Consider the following 17,622-nt stretch of genomic DNA (forward strand, 5'->3'; position numbering starts at 1 on the left):
TAAAAAAGTAATGCGTAGTGTACTTAAGAAGAACTTATACCAACGTTTATTTGAAGGTAAAAACATATCGTTGAATTGGAATGAAGAAATTTTTAAACCTTTTGATGAATAAAAGGTCCTTTGAGAATATAGAAAAGGCTTATTTCCTACGAAATAAGCCTTTTCTTATATATGTATATTAAATATGTTCTAATAATTACGAAATAAAGATAAGGTCTGTAACCTTAAAATCCTTTGAATCCCATAATCTCGCGTACCTCACGTAATGTTTTTCTGGCACTTTCGCGAGCTTTCTCCGTACCTTCTTTCACTACTTTGTGTAGGTAAGCTTCGTTATCCTGAATATCGAGAATACGATCGCGGATAGGTGAAGTAACTGCAATAATATCTTCAGCCAATTGCTTTTTAAGATCGCCGTAGCGGATTTCGCAACTATTCCATTTGTCATCAAAGTGTTTTACTACTTCTTCTGTTGATACCACTCGCAGAATAGTGAATAGATTTTCGATACAATCGGGCTTAGGAGAATTAGGGCTTTGAGGTCCTTCATCGGTTAAAGCTCTTTTTACTTTCTTTTCTATTACCTTAGGTTCATCAAAAAGATAGATACAATTACCTTCCGATTTACCCATTTTTCCGCTTCCGTCTAATCCCGGAATTTTTATTAATTCGCCTCCGAAGTTATAGGCAATAGGCTCCTTGAAATATTCTACACCGTAAAAATTATTAAAGCGACGGGCAAATTTGCGAGTCATCTCCAAATGTTGTTCCTGATCTTTTCCTACGGGTACTTTATCCGCATTGTGCATCAATATATCAGCAGCCATCAGAGTGGGGTAGGTTAGCAAACCTGCATTCACATTTTCGGGCTGTTTACGGGCTTTATCTTTAAACGATGTAGTTTTTGCCAGCTCACCCATGTAGGCGTGCATATTAAGCAATAGGTAGAGTTCGCAAACCTCAGGTACATCACTCTGAATATAGATTGTCGAGATATCTGGATCGATACCCGCAGCCAAATATTCGGTTAATACGTTTTTTACATTGCCATGTAATATTTTAGGGTCGGGGTGAGTCGTAAGAGAATGATAGTCTGCAATAAAGAAGAAACATTTGTTTTCTTCCTGCATTTTAATAAAATTCCTCAGGGCTCCATAGTAATTGCCTAAGTGCAGATTACCGGTTGAGCGAATCCCGCTCACTACTGTTTCCATACTATGTTATTTAGTTTTCTAGTACAAAGTTAACGATTATTCCAGATTTATTAGCAGTTTATGCTCTTTTTCAGAATCTGATGAAGTTGTGATTGTGAGGATTTCTGTCTCAAAATCATTAAAAGATTCGATTTTGAGATCGACTTTGGGTTGAATGTTTACACTGCTTATTGTCTTCTTATGAGGTAGATATAAGGAAGTCGTATTTCATTTATTTTCGCCAGAATGCAGGCATAAATAAAGATAGTATTGTGAATAGTTCGAGACGTCCTGTTAGCATTAAGAAAGAAAGATACCATTTGGCTGTATTCGAGAGATGCCCAAAGTGTCCGCTATCGCTTAGACTGCCAAGTCCGACATTCCCCATACAAGAAACAGAAGCTGTAATTGAATCTTCGAAATCGATACCCGTAAATGATAATACAAGAAAACTCACAAATAGAATGAGCAGATATAGAAATATAAAAGCAAGAATTTTGGTTACTACATCTACGGGAAGCACCTGATTGTTTATACGTACGGGAAGAATTGCATTTGGATGCACTTGGCGTTTAAACTCATTTATAGCATTCTTGAAAAGTACTACAACCCGAATGACCTTGATTCCTCCGGAAGTAGAGCCTGCACAGGCACAAATCATCATCAAACAGTAAATAAGGAACATATAAAAAGGTCCCCAACTTGTAAAGTCGGCAGTAGAGAATCCTGTGGTGGTTATGGCTGAGGTTACTTGGAAAATAGACGTTCTAAAAGCGTCTTCAGCTACACTTATTTTACCCGAATATATTAAGCCAAGAGTTATAATAGCGGTGAAGGTGATATATATAAAGAAGTACCATTTCAATTCTTCATTTTGAAACAGCTTTTTGTACTTCCCCTTAAATAAGAAATAAATCAGAGAAAAGTTAATTCCTCCTACAAACATAAATATAGTAATAACATAGTCTATATATGCCGAATCCCAATATGCAATACTAGCCTGTTTTGTGGAGAATCCTCCCGTTGAGGCAGTAGACAGTGCATGGCATATGGCATCAAAAGCATTCATGGGACCTAGCCACAATAATACTGCTATGATAGATGTGATAGCTATGTATGTGAACAGTAGTCTTTTTGCGACTTGGGTAACTCTGGGTTGAAAACGTTCGCGAGCAATACCTGTGGTTTCGGCATCGAATAAGAAAGACGCATTTCCTCCGATAATGGGTAGTACTGCTAATGCAAATACAACTATACCAAGACCGCCGACCCATTGAGTAAGGCAACGCCAAAATAATAATCCTAAGGGAACAACATCAACATCGGGTATAATGGTAGAACCTGTGGTTGTAAAACCCGACATAGTTTCGAAGTACGCATCACTTACTTTGGGGATAACACCACTGAATAGGAAAGGAAGCATTCCGAAAGCCGATAAAACCACCCATGAAAGGCTGACAACAAGGAAACCTTCGCGTTTTCCGATAAATTGCTCTCTGGTTTCTGCTCCCAATAAGCGGAATATTACTCCCACACCAATAGTGATAGAAGCACTTATAAGAAAAGCGTCTCCACTTATTTCATGGTAATAGAATGATACAACAGCCGACAGCATCAATAAAATAGATTCTATAATTAATAAGAATCCCATTGTTTTAAAGATGAATCGGAAATTAAAATTTCCCATCTTAAGATTATAGCCAAAGTAAAGTTGAGGTTTTTAGACCTCCTATAATAGCTTTGGATAGCGTACTAACCAAAGACTGTAAACTCTAAATATGTGATCTTGTTTTACGTTATTAATTGAGGTTCGTCTACCTTAATTAAAAAGTTTTTCCGCATTACGTAAAGCATCATCTAAGCAGAATACAACAACATTATCGTATGGTTCTACCTGAGTATCACCGTCTATCAACATTGGTTCGCCATTGCGTATTAATCCTCCCAAAGTCACATTATTAGGCAAAGATAGGCGCTTTATTTCTTTTTTGGTAATTATTGAATTGGGGCGTGCAATAATCTCAGCTACGTCTGCATTTGCAAATGTTAGAGACTTGACGTTTGAAACGTCCGCATTCAATAAAAAACGGTATATATTACTTACTGTAATCAACTTTTTATTAATGATAGAGCCGATGTCGAGATTCTCAGCCATAGAGATATAGTCCATGTTTTCAACCTCAGCAACGGTTTTTCTTACACCAAACCTTTTTGCGGCAAGACAAGCCAATATATTGGCTTCAGAGTTTCCGGTTACGGCTATAAAAGCATCTGTGTCTTTAATACTTTCTTCTTGTAGAAAATCAGAGTTACGACCGTCATCATGGAATACGGTCACATTTTTTGGGACTTTTTCGAGTAGCTTGTAGCATTTCTCTTTATCCGACTCCAGTAGTTTTATATTTATATCGCTAGGTAAATACTGACAGGTACGAATAGCAATACGACTACCGCCCATAATCATTATGTTCTTTACCTCAAAGTCTTTCTTTCCCGTTATAGCCGGAATTTCTTTTATAAACTCTTGGGTAGTAGTAAAGAACAGAATATCACCAGACAATATCTGATCAGATCCTTTCGGAATAATAGTTCTGTTGTTTCTTTTTATAGCTACAATGTGAAATTTCTTCGGGGCAACCGATATTTCGTGCAGGTATTTTCCTACTAATTCAGAGTTATTTCTAATTTTCACTCCTACAAGTATAATTGCACCTCCAAATAATTCGACCCATAGTCTTACCCAAGGTCTTTTTATTGCCGATACAATTTCTTTAGCCGCCAGCATCTCGGGATATACCATCGAATCGACTCCGAGGCTTTCAAAGAAATCTTTATTTTTTGGTAATAAGTATTCGAAGTTATCTATACGGGCAAAAGTTTTTTTTGCTCCCATTTTCGAGGCAAGCATGCAAGAGGTTACGTTGACCGATTCATCAGGAGTTACACCAATAAATAAGTCAGCATCTTCAACCCCTACTTCACTTAAGTCCTTCAATGAAGTGGAAGACCCTTCCATAGTCATTATTTCGAAATGGCTTTTCGAGAAATTTAATTTCTCTTTATCGGGATCCATGATGATAACATCTTGATTCTCGCCCGATAATAGTTTAGCCAAATGGGTTCCTACAGCTCCTGCGCCGGCAATAACTACTCTCATGTCATAGAAGTCTCAATTTTCTCGTTTTTCAAGGCATAGACAATATGCTTCTTTATGCCTTCAACATCCAGTTCACATAGTTTGTTCAGTTCGGCAATAGAACCATGTGTAACGAATTCGTCTGGTAATCCTACACGTGTAACATCTATGTTGCGGAAGTCATTGTCTGAGAAATGTTCTAATACGGCCGATCCTAGTCCTCCGTTTATAACACCATTTTCAACAGTCATCACTTTTGTGAATCTTGCTGCAACCTCATTCAAGAGATCTTTATCTATGGGTTTTAAGAATATGATATCGTAATGAGCTATGCTGTAACCTTTAGTCTCGAGGTCTCTGATTGCTTTCGTAACAGTATTTCCTATTGGTCCGATCGAAATTATAGCCATATCCGATCCGTCTTTTAATTTACGACCTTTACCTATTGGCAAAATCTTCATTTCACATTCCCAATCTTTTAATTCGCCTTGCCCTCTAGGATAACGTATTACAAAAGGACCATCATTACCATAGGTAGCTGTGTACATCAGGTGTCTTAAGTAATGCTCATTATAGGGTGATGCGATAATCAGGTTGGGTATGCAACGCATATAAGCAAGGTCAAATGCTCCATGATGTGTGGGGCCATCTTCACCAACAAGTCCGGCTCTGTCTAGACAGAATATTACATGTAACTTTTGCAATGCAATATCGTGTATTACCTGATCGTATGCACGTTGCATAAATGAAGAATATATATTACAGAACGGAATTAGTTCTTCTTTTGCTAATCCTCCTGCATAAGTAACAGCATGAGCTTCGGCAATACCTACGTCAAAACTTCTTTCGGGAAACTCTTTCATCATAAAGGTCATAGAGCATCCAGAAGGCATGGCAGGTGTTACTCCTACTATACGCTTGTCTTTTTCAGCCAACTCTACCAATGTATGACCAAATACGTTTTGATATAGCTGAGGTTGGTCTTTTGCCTGATTGATTATTCTTTCTCCTGTATCTTTATTGAATTTACCAGGAGCATGCCATTCGGTAGCCGATTCTTCGGCAGGTTTATAACCTTTTCCTTTTATGGTATGTATATGAAGAAGTTTAGGTCCTTTTAGGTCTTTGATGTTTTGGATGATACGGATCAAACCTTTCAGATCATGACCGTCTATTGGTCCGAAGTATCTGATATTTAGACCTTCGAAGATATTCTGCTGTTTGGTAATTAATGATTTCAAACTGTTGTTGAATCTCAGTATGAAGTTTTTACCTTTTTCTGTAATTAGATTCTTTCTTTTGAATTTTTCGTAAACATCATTGCGTACTTTGTTATAGGCATGCGAAGTTGTCATTTTTACGAGATAATCTTTCAAGCCGCCCACATTGTCGTCAATCGCCATATCGTTATCATTAAGAATGATAAGTAAGTCGTTGGGCTGAGAGCTGGCATTGTTTAAGCCTTCATAAGCTAATCCTCCTGTGAGCGAACCATCTCCGATAACAGCAACTACATGTTTGTTCTCGTTTTTAAGGCTCGAAGCCACAGCCATACCTAATGCTGCAGATATAGAATTGGATGCGTGACCTGCTGAGAAGGTATCATATTCGCTTTCATCAGGACTAGGGAAACCTGCCAATCCTCCGAATTTGCGGTTTGTATGGAACTTGTCTCTTCTTCCTGTTAGTATTTTGTGACTATATGCTTGGTGCCCAACGTCCCATACGATGCGATCGAATGGAGTGTTGTAGACATAATGAAGAGCTACTGTAAGCTCTACTGTGCCTAAGCTTGATCCAAAATGTCCCGGATTTTCGGATAATTGATCTATGATAAAAGTTCTAAGGTCTTTGCAAAGAGTTTCCAATTGGTCTAGACTTAAACTTTTAAGGTCTTTTGGATAGTCGATGCTTTTTAGCAACGATATATTATTATTTTGGTTTTCGGGCATATGTGTGAGTATAAATAATCGATCATTTCTTAAGAAACGAAAAATAAAGAGCAAAATTATAAAACAATTATATCTTATCCTATGTTTAGTGAGTAAAATAAAAAAGTATGAGGTTTATAGGCTTACAAATCAATAATAAATAAAATTTATAAACCGTGGCGTATTGCTGTATTAACAAAAATCAACTACTTTTGTTGCTATCATAGTACTAGGCGCGGTAGTTCAATGGATAGAATAGAAGTTTCCTAAACTTTAGATCCGGGTTCGATTCCCGGCCGTGCTACTATAATCTTTTATTTCCTTCGTCTATTAAAACAATTTTAGGTCATTCTTTGTTTCAACTGCATAAAGAACTTAAAATATTACAAAATGAAAAAATTAAACTTAAGATTACTGGTTATTCTGTGTATCGCATTATTAAATGTAGGTTTTGCATCATCACAAATTAGATTTGGTGTGAGAGGTGGTACCGATGTGAGTAATAACCGTATCAATAAAGATATACTGAATGCTAATAATCGCTTAGGATTTCAGGTCGGAGGAGTATTGGAGGTTATGGCTCCTATAATAGGTTGGGGAGCTGAGGCTGCTGTTCTTTACGGACACCAACAATTTGATGTTACTAAAGATGGTTACGATCTTTCTAATTATAACTATTTAAGAGTTCCTGTAAGTTTGAAGAAAAAATTTAGTGTAGTTGGTCTATTCGGTATCTTTATCGTGGTCGGACCATATGCCGAATTTAGACTTAGCGGTGGCGATCTTTCAGGTGAAAGTTTGGCCGAGCAATATAAATCAAAATCATTTGGAATGGGATTTGATGCAGGTGCAGGGGTTGAGCTTCTTAAACACCTAGAAGTGGGTATGTATTATAGAAAGGCTTTGACCGAAAATTATTCGAGTGATGCCCCCAATCTTGGAGATGCTTTGAGAAAAAGACCATCTAACTGGGCTGTAAACTTAACTTATTTCTTTTGAGAATAAATGCTATACATTGATGTAATAGTTCCACTGCCACTGCCAGGCGTGTTTACTTATAAGATACCCGATCTGCTTGCAGATCGGGTTATTGTTGGTAGCAGGGTTATTGTGCAGTTTGGTAAGAAGAAATTCTATACTGCAATTATTCATCATGTATATCATTCGCAAGAGCCTAAAGAAGGGATTAAAGAAATAATATCTGTTCTAGACGATCATCCGATAGTATTACCAGAACAACTTCAGTTTTGGGAGTGGATATCCTCTTATTATATGTGTACCTTGGGGGATATTTATAAAGCAGCATTACCTTCGGCTCTAAAATTAGAGAGCGAAACACTAGTTTTTTTGGATGCATCGTTTGAGGCGAAAGAACCTCTTACAACTAATGAGTCGAAAGTGTTTTATGTACTTTCAGATTCTAAGCCTCTCCGTATTGCGGAAATAGAAAAGCTTACGGGATTATCTAATGTGATTCCCTATGTGAAATCTCTCACAGATAAAGGAGCAGCATACCTTAATGAAAACATTCAAAACAAATACACTGCAAAAACAGAGGTTTCGATACGATTGGCTAAAAACTATTCGGAAAGCGAACTTAATGAGATTTTAGATAAACTAAAGCGGGCTAAAAAGCAAGAGCAAGCTTTAATCTTATTTCTTGAGCTGAAAAAAGAAGCAGGAGATCATCCTGAGTTTTTTATTCAGAAAAAACTATTTCTGGAACAAACGGGAATAAGCTCTTCTGTTGTGGACGCATTAATCGAAAGGAGCGTATTAATTGCATTTCAGAATGAGATAGGACGTTTCGATTATGGAGATCCCGACCTTCTGTCTTCTAAAATGCTTAACCCTTTTCAGGAGAAGGCATACAATCAAATATATGATAGCTTCAAAGAAAAACCAGTTGTGTTACTTCATGGGGTGACATCTTCGGGGAAAACCGAAATATATATTCAGCTAATAAAAGATGCCATTGAGCGTGGTGAACGAGTTTTGTACCTTTTACCCGAAATTGCATTAACTACTCAAATAACTGAACGGCTTAAATCGGTTTTCGGAAATAAATTACTTGTATATCATTCCAGATTCAATGATAATGAACGTGCCGAAACGTGGCAGTCTTTACTTCAAAAAGAAGAATGTCAAGTGGTATTGGGTGCACGCTCTGCTGTTTTTCTGCCTTTACGAAATCTAGGATTAGTTATTGTGGACGAAGAGCACGAGGCTTCTTATAAGCAGCAAGATCCGGCTCCACGTTACAATGCACGTAATGCGGCTATTGTGTTGGCTGGGATTTATCAGGCAAAGACATTGCTGGGAACGGCAACCCCTGCTATCGAAACTTATTACAATGCGCTTTCGGGAAGATATGGTCTGGTGATTCTTAGTAAACGTCATTCTGAAATAGAGTTGCCCGAAATAGTACCCGTAAATACAAAAGACCTCAGAAAAAGAAAACAAATGAAGTCTATCTTATCTCCTCCGTTGATTGAGGAAATGAGAAACGCCTTAGGACGAGACGAGCAGGTGATTTTGTTTCAAAACCGAAGAGGATTTGCTCCTTTGATAGAATGTAAAACCTGTTCTTGGACTCCAAAATGTTTGCATTGCGATGTAAGTCTCACTTTTCATAAAGGACAACGGGTGATGGTTTGTCATTATTGTGGAGCAGTTTATTCGATACCTACCGAATGCCCTGAATGTAAAACTCCGACGTTGGAGATGCAAGGGTATGGAACGGAAAGAATTGAAGAATTAGTGCAGGAAACTCTTCCCGAGGCTAATGTGGTGCGTATGGATTTAGATACAACCCGAAGCAAAAGATCTTTTGAAAGGATAATTGCTGATTTTGAAGCGAATAAAACCAATATTTTAGTGGGTACTCAGATGGTATCGAAAGGGTTGGATTTTGATAATGTAAGTGTAGTGGGTATTCTCAATGCTGACAGTATGCTTAATTATCCCGATTTTAGAGCGCATGAACGAGCTTTTCAACTAATGATGCAGGTGAGCGGACGTGCAGGTAGAAGGCATAAGCGTGGGTTGGTGTTGTTACAAACGGCTCATCCAGGACATCCGATTATTTCTTATATCAGAAATAACGATTATGCATCGTTCTACGAAATGCAAATAAACGAACGTCAACTTTTTAGATACCCTCCTTTTTATCGATTGATAGAAATTGTAATTAGAGGAAGAGAAGAACACGTAGTTGATGGTTTAGCCGTAGAGTTTGCTCAGGTTCTAAGACAATCTTTTCAAGAAAGGGTGTTAGGTCCAGTAAAACCGGGGATATCAAGGGTGCAATCTCTTTATATTCGCAAAATAGTATTGAAGATCGAAAATCAGGCATCACCCCAGAAAATTAGAGAATTAATTGAATTCTATCAAAAGCTGGTGATGCAGAATTCTAAATATAAATCGGTACTTTTACATTACGATGTCGATCCGATGTAAGGTCGTAAATTTTTGTCGTATTTCTGCAAGTATAGTAATCGATAGATAATTATAATAATGAAAAAGAATTTGTTGGGCATGATTGTTTTGTCTCCTCTTTTTATGCTTTCGTGTCAAAATAAAGCGGAAGTTACTCCCTCTCAAACTATAGAACAAGATACTCTGCAATCGGATATTGTGGTTGTTGAAGAGGTTTCTGCTCCTCAAAAGTCTACGATGGCATTGTATATGGAGGAGCAAGGTTTGGTGAATATTCATACATTAGACTCAACTATTCGTGTTGATTTGAAATATGCAACAACTGATAATTTCACTAAAGAAATACTTTACGATGATCTTGCTGAAGCATATCTGCATCCTATTGCGGCTAAAAAACTAGCGAAGGCTCAACAACTATTGAAGGAATGCGATTCTAATTTGTCTTTATTAGTATATGATGCTGCCAGACCGATGTCTGTTCAGAAGAAGATGTATAAAGTGGTGCAGAATACTCCATATCGAGAATATGTTGCCGACCCTAGTAAAACGGGTATGCACAACTATGGTATGGCAGTAGATCTGACGATTTGCGATTCTGACGGGGTGGCTTTAGATATGGGTACATCTTTCGATTTTTTTGGAAAGGCTGCAGGAATCAATCAAGAAGAACAGCTTTTAAAGGAGGGTTTGTTGACTAGAGAACAAATCGATAATCGGAAATTACTTCGTAAGGTGATGACCGAGGCCGGATTTATTACCATACGCGGCGAATGGTGGCATTTTAATGCCAGCTCGCGAGCTGAGGCCAAAAGTAATACTAAGCTTATTGATTAAGATACTGTCTCTTCTTTTATTTTTTTCTGATGCATCTATAATTGGTGTAGTCAAAGAAGGGGAGGTTTCTATCTATTTTATCGATCGGCTTAATTTTAAAAAGCCCGATTTTTTTCTTAGATTTGTATCTGAAAAATGAAATACTTCAAATGGATAATTATATAGTTTCGGCACGTAAATACAGACCTTCGACATTTAAATCGGTGGTAGGGCAGCGTGCGTTGACAACTACACTCAAAAATGCAATTGCAACCAATAAATTGGCTCATGCTTACCTGTTCTGCGGACCTCGTGGAGTGGGGAAGACTACATGTGCCCGTATTTTTGCAAAAACTATTAACTGTCTTTCACCGTTAGCTGATGGTGAGGCATGTAATACGTGCGAATCGTGTGTAGCTTTTAACGATCAGCGATCTTTTAATATTCATGAATTGGATGCGGCATCTAATAACTCGGTTGATGATATTCGTTCATTGATCGATCAGGTACGTATTCCTCCACAAATAGGGAAATATAAAGTATATATTATAGATGAGGTTCACATGTTGTCATCGGCAGCATTCAATGCATTCCTTAAAACATTGGAAGAGCCTCCTCATCATGCTATTTTTATTTTAGCAACAACCGAGAAACATAAAATTCTGCCTACTATTCTTTCGCGCTGTCAGATTTATGATTTCAGCCGTATAAGTATTTCAGATACGGTAGAACATCTTAAATATGTAGCCTCACAAGAAGGTGTTAATGCAGAATTGGAAGCATTAAACGTTTTAGCTCAAAAATCGGATGGGGGAATGCGAGATGCACTTTCTATATTCGATCAGGTAGTAAGCTTTACAGGAGGAAATGTTACATACAAAGCCGTAATTGACAACCTGAATGTGCTTGATTATGAATATTATTTCAAACTGACAGATGCAGTCCTTACTAATAATGTAGTGGATAGTCTACTTATCTTGAATGATATTCTCAATAAAGGATTCGACGGACATAATATTATCTCAGGAGTTGCTTCACACTTCCGTGATTTGTTGGTTTGTAAAGATCCTCGTACAGCCGAATTGTTTGAGGTTGGAGCATCTATTCGCGAAAGATATGTAACTACATCTCAGAGATGTCCTGTTGAGCTTTTATACAGAGCCATAGAGCTTGTTAATGAGTGTGATCTGAATTACAGAGTTAGTAAAAATAAAAAACTTCTAATCGAACTGACGTTAATCCGCTTGTGTCAGCTTTCGAGCAATCCACAATCAGTGGACGAAAAAAAAAAGTCATAATTGAACCTATCTTTCCTGTTGGAGAGGTAGTAACTAATGCCCAACCTACTCCGGCAAGATCAGTAGGAGCGCCTTCTCAAGCCGCTTCGGCATCTGCACCTCCAACAGTAAGACAACAACCCAAAGCAATAAGAAATTCTTCTATTGCAGGTTTTGGTGTGTCTCTTTCTGCTCTGTCTCAAAAAAAGGAAGAGGAAGAAGTTGTAGAGGCTCAGCAAACCGAAATTCTTACGGAAACCTTTACACCTTTGCAGCTTCTGAGTGAGTGGAAAGCGTATGCAGAATCTATTCCCGAAGAACATCATCTAAAGAATACAATGCTTAATTGTTTACCCGATCTTTTAAATAGGGATACTTTTGAAGTTGTTGTTAATAATCCTGTACAAGAACAGAGGTTGTTGGATAATGCTGTTAATATTATGCCGATTCTTCGTAAGAATTTGAGAAATACTCAGGTTCAAATGAAGGTGAGGGTAACTGTGGAGAATGAGAAAAAGCTGGGATTCACATCTTTAGAAAAGTTCAATCTAATGGTTGAGCAAAACGAAAGTGTGAAAAGGTTAAAGGACGAATTTGGTCTTGAATTGATGTAGGGAAAAAAAAGATGGAAAATAATTGAATTTTTTTCTGATTTTATTTGCAGCAAAAGAAAAAAGCCATATCTTTGCATCGCATTTGAGAGAAAGTGCTACCCTTTAAAAGGGCGATTAGCTCAGTTGGTTCAGAGCATCTGGTTTACACCCAGAGGGTCGGGGGTTCGAATCCCTCATCGCCCACAACAGAAACATCTACAAAGAAATTTGTGGATGTTTTTTTTGCTTATATACTGTCTCTGTTTATTCCTTCAAAAAAAAGAAGAAGCGCATTGGCTTCCTCTTGAATATAGAGTGTCATTTATTTCCCTATCCTGATAGAGGTCTTACGACATATCTGTTAAGAATATATTATATCAGATACTGAAGTCTACACTTATCGCGAAATATTGTTCCGATTTACCTCTTGTTGGATTTGTATTGCGGATATTAGGAGATATCTTTAATTGTTTTGCCGGTTGGAATTCGAAACCTAAAATCATAAGTTGTCCATCGAGTTTGTTCCAGCTGTTAGGGTAGTTATCAGCTTGGCTCGATTCAGTTAAATCATAACGTCCATATACCCCATATTTAGGGCTTAGTTTTACCGAAGAGTAAAACGAGAAGCCATGATAGTCTTTCTTTTCTATGAATCCTAAATTGTAAAGGTGATTATATTCTGCACCAAGAGAAACTTTTTTATTCTGATACCCTACAAATAAAGCTGTGATATATTTGTTCTTAAAATTGACTCCTGTTACACCTTCGGGGAGTTTGTCGCGCAGATCTTCACTCTCATTGTAAACATCGCCGTAAGCTCTTAAAACAAGCCCTTTGATGGGTTTTGCTGTAATGCCTAGTGCGTAGCGTGCGCTTGTGCTTTTCTGAATTTTTCGTATACCTTGTCCATTGGTGAATGAAACGTCAACAGAGAACATGGGGTTAAAGGCATATTCGGCAGTAATACCTAGATCTACACTAGGTCCCATATTGTTTAGATCCTGATAAGATTTTTCTACATATCGATGTCCCCAATATGTTTCTTGAAGATTGTACTCTAATAGTCCTAGTAAACCAAAATTTATATTGAATCCGTTGTCTCTCCAATTGACAAAAGCGTTACGTACATACATATTTACGGTGTTAGCATCGGTGCCTGAGATGGGCGATTGATAAGAGGCTCCATCCAGTACTAATTGAGCTTGCCATGTGGGTGTGAATTTATAATTGTACCCAAGGAATGCTCGTCCGATGTTAAAACCTCGCACGTGTTCGGCATTACCCAGTCCCATGCTGTAGTCGAGGAAACCTTTTGCTATAACGGTTCCTGTGGGTTTAAAGCTGAGGGTGTCTTCTGGGGATGATGTTTGTGCGTGCATGAATGCAGGTAGAAAGAGAATCAGGATAAGGTAATAAATTTTAGTCATGTTCAATTCTTATTAAATTTCTACAAATGAAATCCAATAAGGTTAAATAGATATTTCGAGATTGCTAAGTTGTTGTTAAGAGTGATTAAAGATGTGTAACAATAAACAGGGTGGGGCATATAAAGAAAAAAGCTCATGGTTTGAATCACGAGCTTTGATGGTATAAGTTTTCTGAATTACTTCTTCTCTTTTAGTAACTCTTCCAATAGAGCTATTTTCTCTTTCTCTACTTGTAATAGGCGTTCGTAGAGAGCAGCCTTTTCATTAGATAGTTCGATAATCTTTTCTATGGGATTGTAAATATTAGTATTTTCACCCATTAATCCCACAGTCCCTACTTGACTACCATCTTCAAAGGTGTTATTCTCTATATAGATGGTTGCGGGGTCTTCTTCTAGTTCTTTGATTAATTCAACAGAAATGTTCAAAGCTTGAGCTATCTTCACTAAAGTATCATCGTCAATCTCTTGCTTTTGTTCATAATGAGAAACCGCTTGTTGGGTAATGTTTAATGCAGAAGCTATTACCTCCTGCTTGATGCCCAAAGCTTGACGTAAGCGCCTAACATTGCGTCCCTGATGCTTTTTTTTAGTGGTTGTGCTATCTGTTTTCATTACAACGTTGTTTTTTATTTGTATCGAATATGGGAATGAAATATTTTAATTATAGCAAATGTATAAAAATAAGTTGAGAAAACTGCTTGGTTATTACAAGCGTAGGCGTTGTTATTACAAGTTGTTTCGGGACTTTATTTTTCGATAATTTTATTTTCATTTGTGTAATGTTGTTTCTGGAATGTATTTCCTTCATGCTGAACTAACATGAGTCTATTTTAATTCATTTTCTAAATCAATAATTAGAGACATGACAGTGCTGCAATTTATCTGTACAACCAACTAGCTAATATTTATCGATTTGTCATGTGGTATGAAGGCGGGGGAAGGCTAATCTATTAGATTGGTCTTTCTTTGCGTAGAGTGGTGTCTATTCGGAATTTTTAAATTATATCTTTATATTTGAACCGACTAACGATTACTTTAACTATACCTATATCGAAAATATGAATAAAGTTGCTTGCTTTGCAATACTGCTGTTTTTACTGCTTTCATGCCAAACTAAAGTAAAGAATGATACTCAGGTAATAAAAGAGACCTCCGAAAATAGAGAAATTAAAATAGTGCATGATAGTGTCTCTTCAATTAAAAATATAGAAGAAAAGGATTTACCTTCCGAAATTTCTTTTGAGGGAAAATTTAAAGATGCAATATCATGGAGGGATAGGTTAGGCCAACATATTGCCTTGATAGCTGAAACGGGTATTTACGTCAGTCCAAAGTTTAAGCATGAATCTGATGGAGGTGATGCTGAATTGTTCGGTTATCATTATTTATTGAATGGTAACAATAAGCAGTATAATCTGACTTGGAAGGTTTATGATTTTATTTCGGATTGTCCCGTAGATATTTTTGCTGAGTTTATAGACAATACTTTTAAGGTGACAGATCTGGATAAGAATGGTATTGCAGAAGTTTGGATAATGTATATGAAGAGTTGTCATGGAGATGTGAGTCCGGAGGAAATGAAAATAATTATGTATGAGGGCGATAAAAAGTATGCCATGCGTGGAGAAAATAAGATTCGCATAAGTAAAAACGAATCATACGGAGGAGATTTTAAATTTGATGACAACTTCAGAAATGCTCCGAAAGAGTTTCGCGATTTCGCTTTAGATATGTGGAATGAGAATGTGGAAAAGAGATTATGAAAATGGTCGTTAATCCGATAATCTTATCCATGCAACAAGTTTGCTATCCTTGCCTCCGCAACCGTAACGGAAAACTGCTATCATAGTTTCGTCTGCAGCTATCCCGTAACATTCTTCGTTGTTAGGTATTTCAATTTGTGCTGCAAGATATTTTTTATTGTCCTCTAAAATTTTACCTGTTTTTCCGTTTGGCAATAGACTTTCAAGATTGATGTAATCGCCGTTTAGTTCATTTAAAGAGTTAATATTTTCAAGCTCTGGTATGCCAAGTGCTTTTAGTCTTGAAATTATTTTTTCATCCATTTTTTTTCTTTTAATTGTTGAACTATAACAAAAGAAAAAAGGGACTTAACAGCGAAAAATCTGTTAAGTCCCCTTGTGTACTCGGAGCGGAAAAATTAATAATGAAATGACTTGCAGGGTGTTGCAATGTATATCATTAAATACTAATAATTTATGAGATTTCGGCATTTCATCTGATTGTATCAGATTGTGCGAAATTGCATACATGTTGTGCAAGTTTGGCTATCTTGCACAACCGAAAATACAGATGGGATATTGATGTTAAATTTGTTCCTTACTTGTTTCTTCTTGTCTCAGCTTGCTGACAAGGATACACAAGTCAAATTGTTCGATTACAGATAGTTGATGCCATACATTTGCATTCAAAATATAAGAATGTAAAATTTAAATTAAGAAATTATGGCAACAGTAAAAGCTATTGTAAGAAGTAATAGAAAAAATGCAGAAGTTAATGTAAGATTTAGAGTGAGTGATGGTAGGGACATACAATTATTCCATAGTAGTGATATCAAAGTAAAACCTGATGTATGGGATAGTAAAAACGATTGTATTAAAGCGAGGGTAGTTTTCGCTACCGAAAAACGCAATGAAATCAATCGAGCTGTGATAGCAAGAAAACAACTTCTATCCGATTTATATGAAGGAAATAAACATAAGGTAGGGTTAACAAGCGAGATTTTAGAACATTTGGTTGATGAAACTTTGTATCCTGATAAATATAAGAAACCCCAAGATAACCTCTTTGATTTGATAGAGTTATTTTTAACTAAAAGAAGATTATCTAAGGTTAGAGAAAATAATTATCATGTACTTATTAGAGCCTTGAAGCGTTATGAGCTGTTTTATCAGATAAAAAATGGTAAACTCAAATTTAGTCTATCCGTTGAAACCATTAATAGCGATGTGATAGAAGACTTTGAAGATTTTATGAAGAATGAACACATACTTTATGATAAATATCCAAATATATATAAGCAAATACCTTCAATTGTTAATACCAAGCGTAAATGTCCGAAACCACACGCAAGAGGGAATAATACCATCTGTGCATTATTTAATAAATTACGAGCATTCTTTAATTGGTGCAATGAACAAGAGATAACAAGTAATAGACCATTTGATAAGTATAATGGAATCGCAGAAAAATATGGTAAGCCTTATTACATTTCATTGGAAGAACGAAATCAGATAGCAGATTATGACCTATCTAAATATCCACACTTAGAAGTTCAAAGAGATATATTCGTATTTCAATGTCTAATAGGTTGCAGGGTCTCAGACCTTTTAAAAATGACAAAAGACAATGTAGTAGATGGAGCTATTGATTACATACCACATAAGACAAAGAATGAAAGCCCTGACCCTGTTAGCGTTCCATTAAATGATAGGGCAAAAGCACTTGTGAGAAAGTATCAGGGTATAGACAAAAGGGGAAAACTGTTTCCTTTTATCAGTACTCAGAAATACAATGATTCGATAAAAGATATATTTTTGCAATGTGGTATTACTCGTATCGTTACCATATTGAATCCAACAACAGGAGAAGAAGAAAAACGACCTATCAATGAGGTAGCCTCTTCACACCTTGCGAGACGAACTTTCGTTGGAAATTTGTATAAACAGGTAAAAGACCCTAACTTAGTTGGTGCGTTATCAGGTCATAGCGAAGGGAGTAAAGCATTTGCCCGATACAGAAGTATTGATAAAGATATGAAGGTAGAACTTGTAAAATTGATTGAGTAATAT

Annotated in this window: 12 protein-coding genes, 2 tRNA genes and 1 pseudogene; 8 read left to right on the plus strand and 7 right to left on the minus strand. The window is 36.7% G+C overall.

The window, feature by feature from the left end; translation table 11 throughout:
- Positions 1-224 precede the first annotated feature (224 nt).
- The 4 genes from trpS to dxs form a co-directional block, all read right to left on the minus strand.
- Entirely contained in the window at positions 225-1,214 is a 990-nt protein-coding gene (trpS, locus tag HGC4_RS05845; protein WP_050709198.1) for a tryptophan--tRNA ligase, read from the minus strand.
- A gap of 211 nt (positions 1,215-1,425) precedes the next feature.
- Complete coding sequence (locus tag HGC4_RS05850; RefSeq protein WP_050709199.1) at positions 1,426-2,880, minus strand: TrkH family potassium uptake protein; 1,455 nt, start codon at positions 2,878-2,880, stop codon at positions 1,426-1,428.
- Between the two features lie 132 nt (positions 2,881-3,012).
- Entirely contained in the window at positions 3,013-4,350 is a 1,338-nt protein-coding gene (gene trkA / locus HGC4_RS05855; RefSeq protein ID WP_050709200.1) for a Trk system potassium transporter TrkA, read from the minus strand.
- Entirely contained in the window at positions 4,347-6,281 is a 1,935-nt protein-coding gene (gene dxs / locus HGC4_RS05860) for a 1-deoxy-D-xylulose-5-phosphate synthase (protein ID WP_050709201.1), read from the minus strand. The genes trkA and dxs overlap by 4 nt, the downstream gene beginning before the upstream one ends.
- 211 nt (positions 6,282-6,492) lie before the next feature.
- On the opposite strand from dxs, the gene HGC4_RS05865 reads away from it, so the two are divergent.
- The 6 genes and pseudogenes from HGC4_RS05865 (at position 6,493) to HGC4_RS05890 (ending at position 12,585) form a co-directional block, all read left to right on the plus strand.
- Positions 6,493-6,564 (plus strand) — tRNA-Arg (locus tag HGC4_RS05865).
- Between the two features lie 86 nt (positions 6,565-6,650).
- Entirely contained in the window at positions 6,651-7,259 is a 609-nt protein-coding gene (locus HGC4_RS05870) for a porin family protein (RefSeq protein ID WP_050709202.1), read from the plus strand.
- Positions 7,260-7,265: 6 nt separating this feature from the next.
- Positions 7,266-9,719 (plus strand): replication restart helicase PriA, encoded by a 2,454-nt coding sequence (gene priA / locus HGC4_RS05875; RefSeq protein ID WP_050709203.1) that lies wholly within the window; start codon positions 7,266-7,268, stop codon positions 9,717-9,719.
- A gap of 57 nt (positions 9,720-9,776) precedes the next feature.
- Complete coding sequence (locus HGC4_RS05880; protein WP_242047171.1) at positions 9,777-10,532, plus strand: M15 family metallopeptidase; 756 nt, start codon at positions 9,777-9,779, stop codon at positions 10,530-10,532.
- A gap of 149 nt (positions 10,533-10,681) precedes the next feature.
- Positions 10,682-12,402: pseudogene (locus HGC4_RS05885) on the plus strand (DNA polymerase III subunit gamma/tau).
- A 108-nt stretch (positions 12,403-12,510) separates the two neighbouring features.
- A tRNA-Val gene (locus HGC4_RS05890) sits at positions 12,511-12,585 on the plus strand.
- 173 nt (positions 12,586-12,758) lie between these two features.
- Here the strand turns inward: HGC4_RS05890 and HGC4_RS05895 are convergent.
- Both HGC4_RS05895 and HGC4_RS05900 read right to left on the minus strand, forming a co-directional pair.
- Positions 12,759-13,808, minus strand: a complete 1,050-nt coding sequence (locus HGC4_RS05895; protein ID WP_050709204.1) for a hypothetical protein — start codon at positions 13,806-13,808, stop codon at positions 12,759-12,761.
- Positions 13,809-13,984: 176 nt separating this feature from the next.
- Positions 13,985-14,422, minus strand: a complete 438-nt coding sequence (locus HGC4_RS05900; RefSeq protein ID WP_050709205.1) for a helix-turn-helix domain-containing protein — start codon at positions 14,420-14,422, stop codon at positions 13,985-13,987.
- Between the two features lie 446 nt (positions 14,423-14,868).
- Here HGC4_RS05900 and HGC4_RS05905 point away from each other — a divergent pair, with 446 nt between their 5' ends.
- Entirely contained in the window at positions 14,869-15,573 is a 705-nt protein-coding gene (locus HGC4_RS05905) for a M949_RS01915 family surface polysaccharide biosynthesis protein (RefSeq protein ID WP_050709206.1), read from the plus strand.
- A gap of 9 nt (positions 15,574-15,582) precedes the next feature.
- Here the strand turns inward: HGC4_RS05905 and HGC4_RS05910 are convergent, their stop codons facing one another.
- Positions 15,583-15,876, minus strand: coding sequence for a hypothetical protein (locus tag HGC4_RS05910; RefSeq protein WP_050709207.1), 294 nt, complete (start codon positions 15,874-15,876; stop codon positions 15,583-15,585).
- Positions 15,877-16,275: 399 nt separating this feature from the next.
- Between HGC4_RS05910 and HGC4_RS05915 the strand changes: the two genes are divergently transcribed.
- Positions 16,276-17,619, plus strand: coding sequence for a site-specific integrase (locus HGC4_RS05915; RefSeq protein WP_050709208.1), 1,344 nt, complete (start codon positions 16,276-16,278; stop codon positions 17,617-17,619).
- Positions 17,620-17,622: the final 3 nt, after the last annotated feature.

The organism is Dysgonomonas sp. HGC4, from assembly GCF_001261715.1.
Taxonomy (GTDB): domain Bacteria; phylum Bacteroidota; class Bacteroidia; order Bacteroidales; family Dysgonomonadaceae; genus Dysgonomonas_A.

Excerpts from the sequence above, each read along its gene's own strand:
- trpS (WP_050709198.1), bottom strand. The coding sequence starts at position 1,214 with ATGGAAACAGTAGTGAGCGGGATTCGCTCAACCGGTAATCTGCACTTA.
- HGC4_RS05850 (WP_050709199.1), bottom strand. The coding sequence starts at position 2,880 with ATGGGAAATTTTAATTTCCGATTCATCTTTAAAACAATGGGATTCTTA.
- trkA (WP_050709200.1), bottom strand. The coding sequence starts at position 4,350 with ATGAGAGTAGTTATTGCCGGCGCAGGAGCTGTAGGAACCCATTTGGCT.
- dxs (WP_050709201.1), bottom strand. The coding sequence starts at position 6,281 with ATGCCCGAAAACCAAAATAATAATATATCGTTGCTAAAAAGCATCGAC.
- HGC4_RS05870 (WP_050709202.1), top strand. The coding sequence starts at position 6,651 with ATGAAAAAATTAAACTTAAGATTACTGGTTATTCTGTGTATCGCATTA.
- priA (WP_050709203.1), top strand. The coding sequence starts at position 7,266 with ATGCTATACATTGATGTAATAGTTCCACTGCCACTGCCAGGCGTGTTT.
- HGC4_RS05880 (WP_242047171.1), top strand. The coding sequence starts at position 9,777 with ATGAAAAAGAATTTGTTGGGCATGATTGTTTTGTCTCCTCTTTTTATG.
- HGC4_RS05895 (WP_050709204.1), bottom strand. The coding sequence starts at position 13,808 with ATGACTAAAATTTATTACCTTATCCTGATTCTCTTTCTACCTGCATTC.
- HGC4_RS05900 (WP_050709205.1), bottom strand. The coding sequence starts at position 14,422 with ATGAAAACAGATAGCACAACCACTAAAAAAAAGCATCAGGGACGCAAT.
- HGC4_RS05905 (WP_050709206.1), top strand. The coding sequence starts at position 14,869 with ATGAATAAAGTTGCTTGCTTTGCAATACTGCTGTTTTTACTGCTTTCA.
- HGC4_RS05910 (WP_050709207.1), bottom strand. The coding sequence starts at position 15,876 with ATGGATGAAAAAATAATTTCAAGACTAAAAGCACTTGGCATACCAGAG.
- HGC4_RS05915 (WP_050709208.1), top strand. The coding sequence starts at position 16,276 with ATGGCAACAGTAAAAGCTATTGTAAGAAGTAATAGAAAAAATGCAGAA.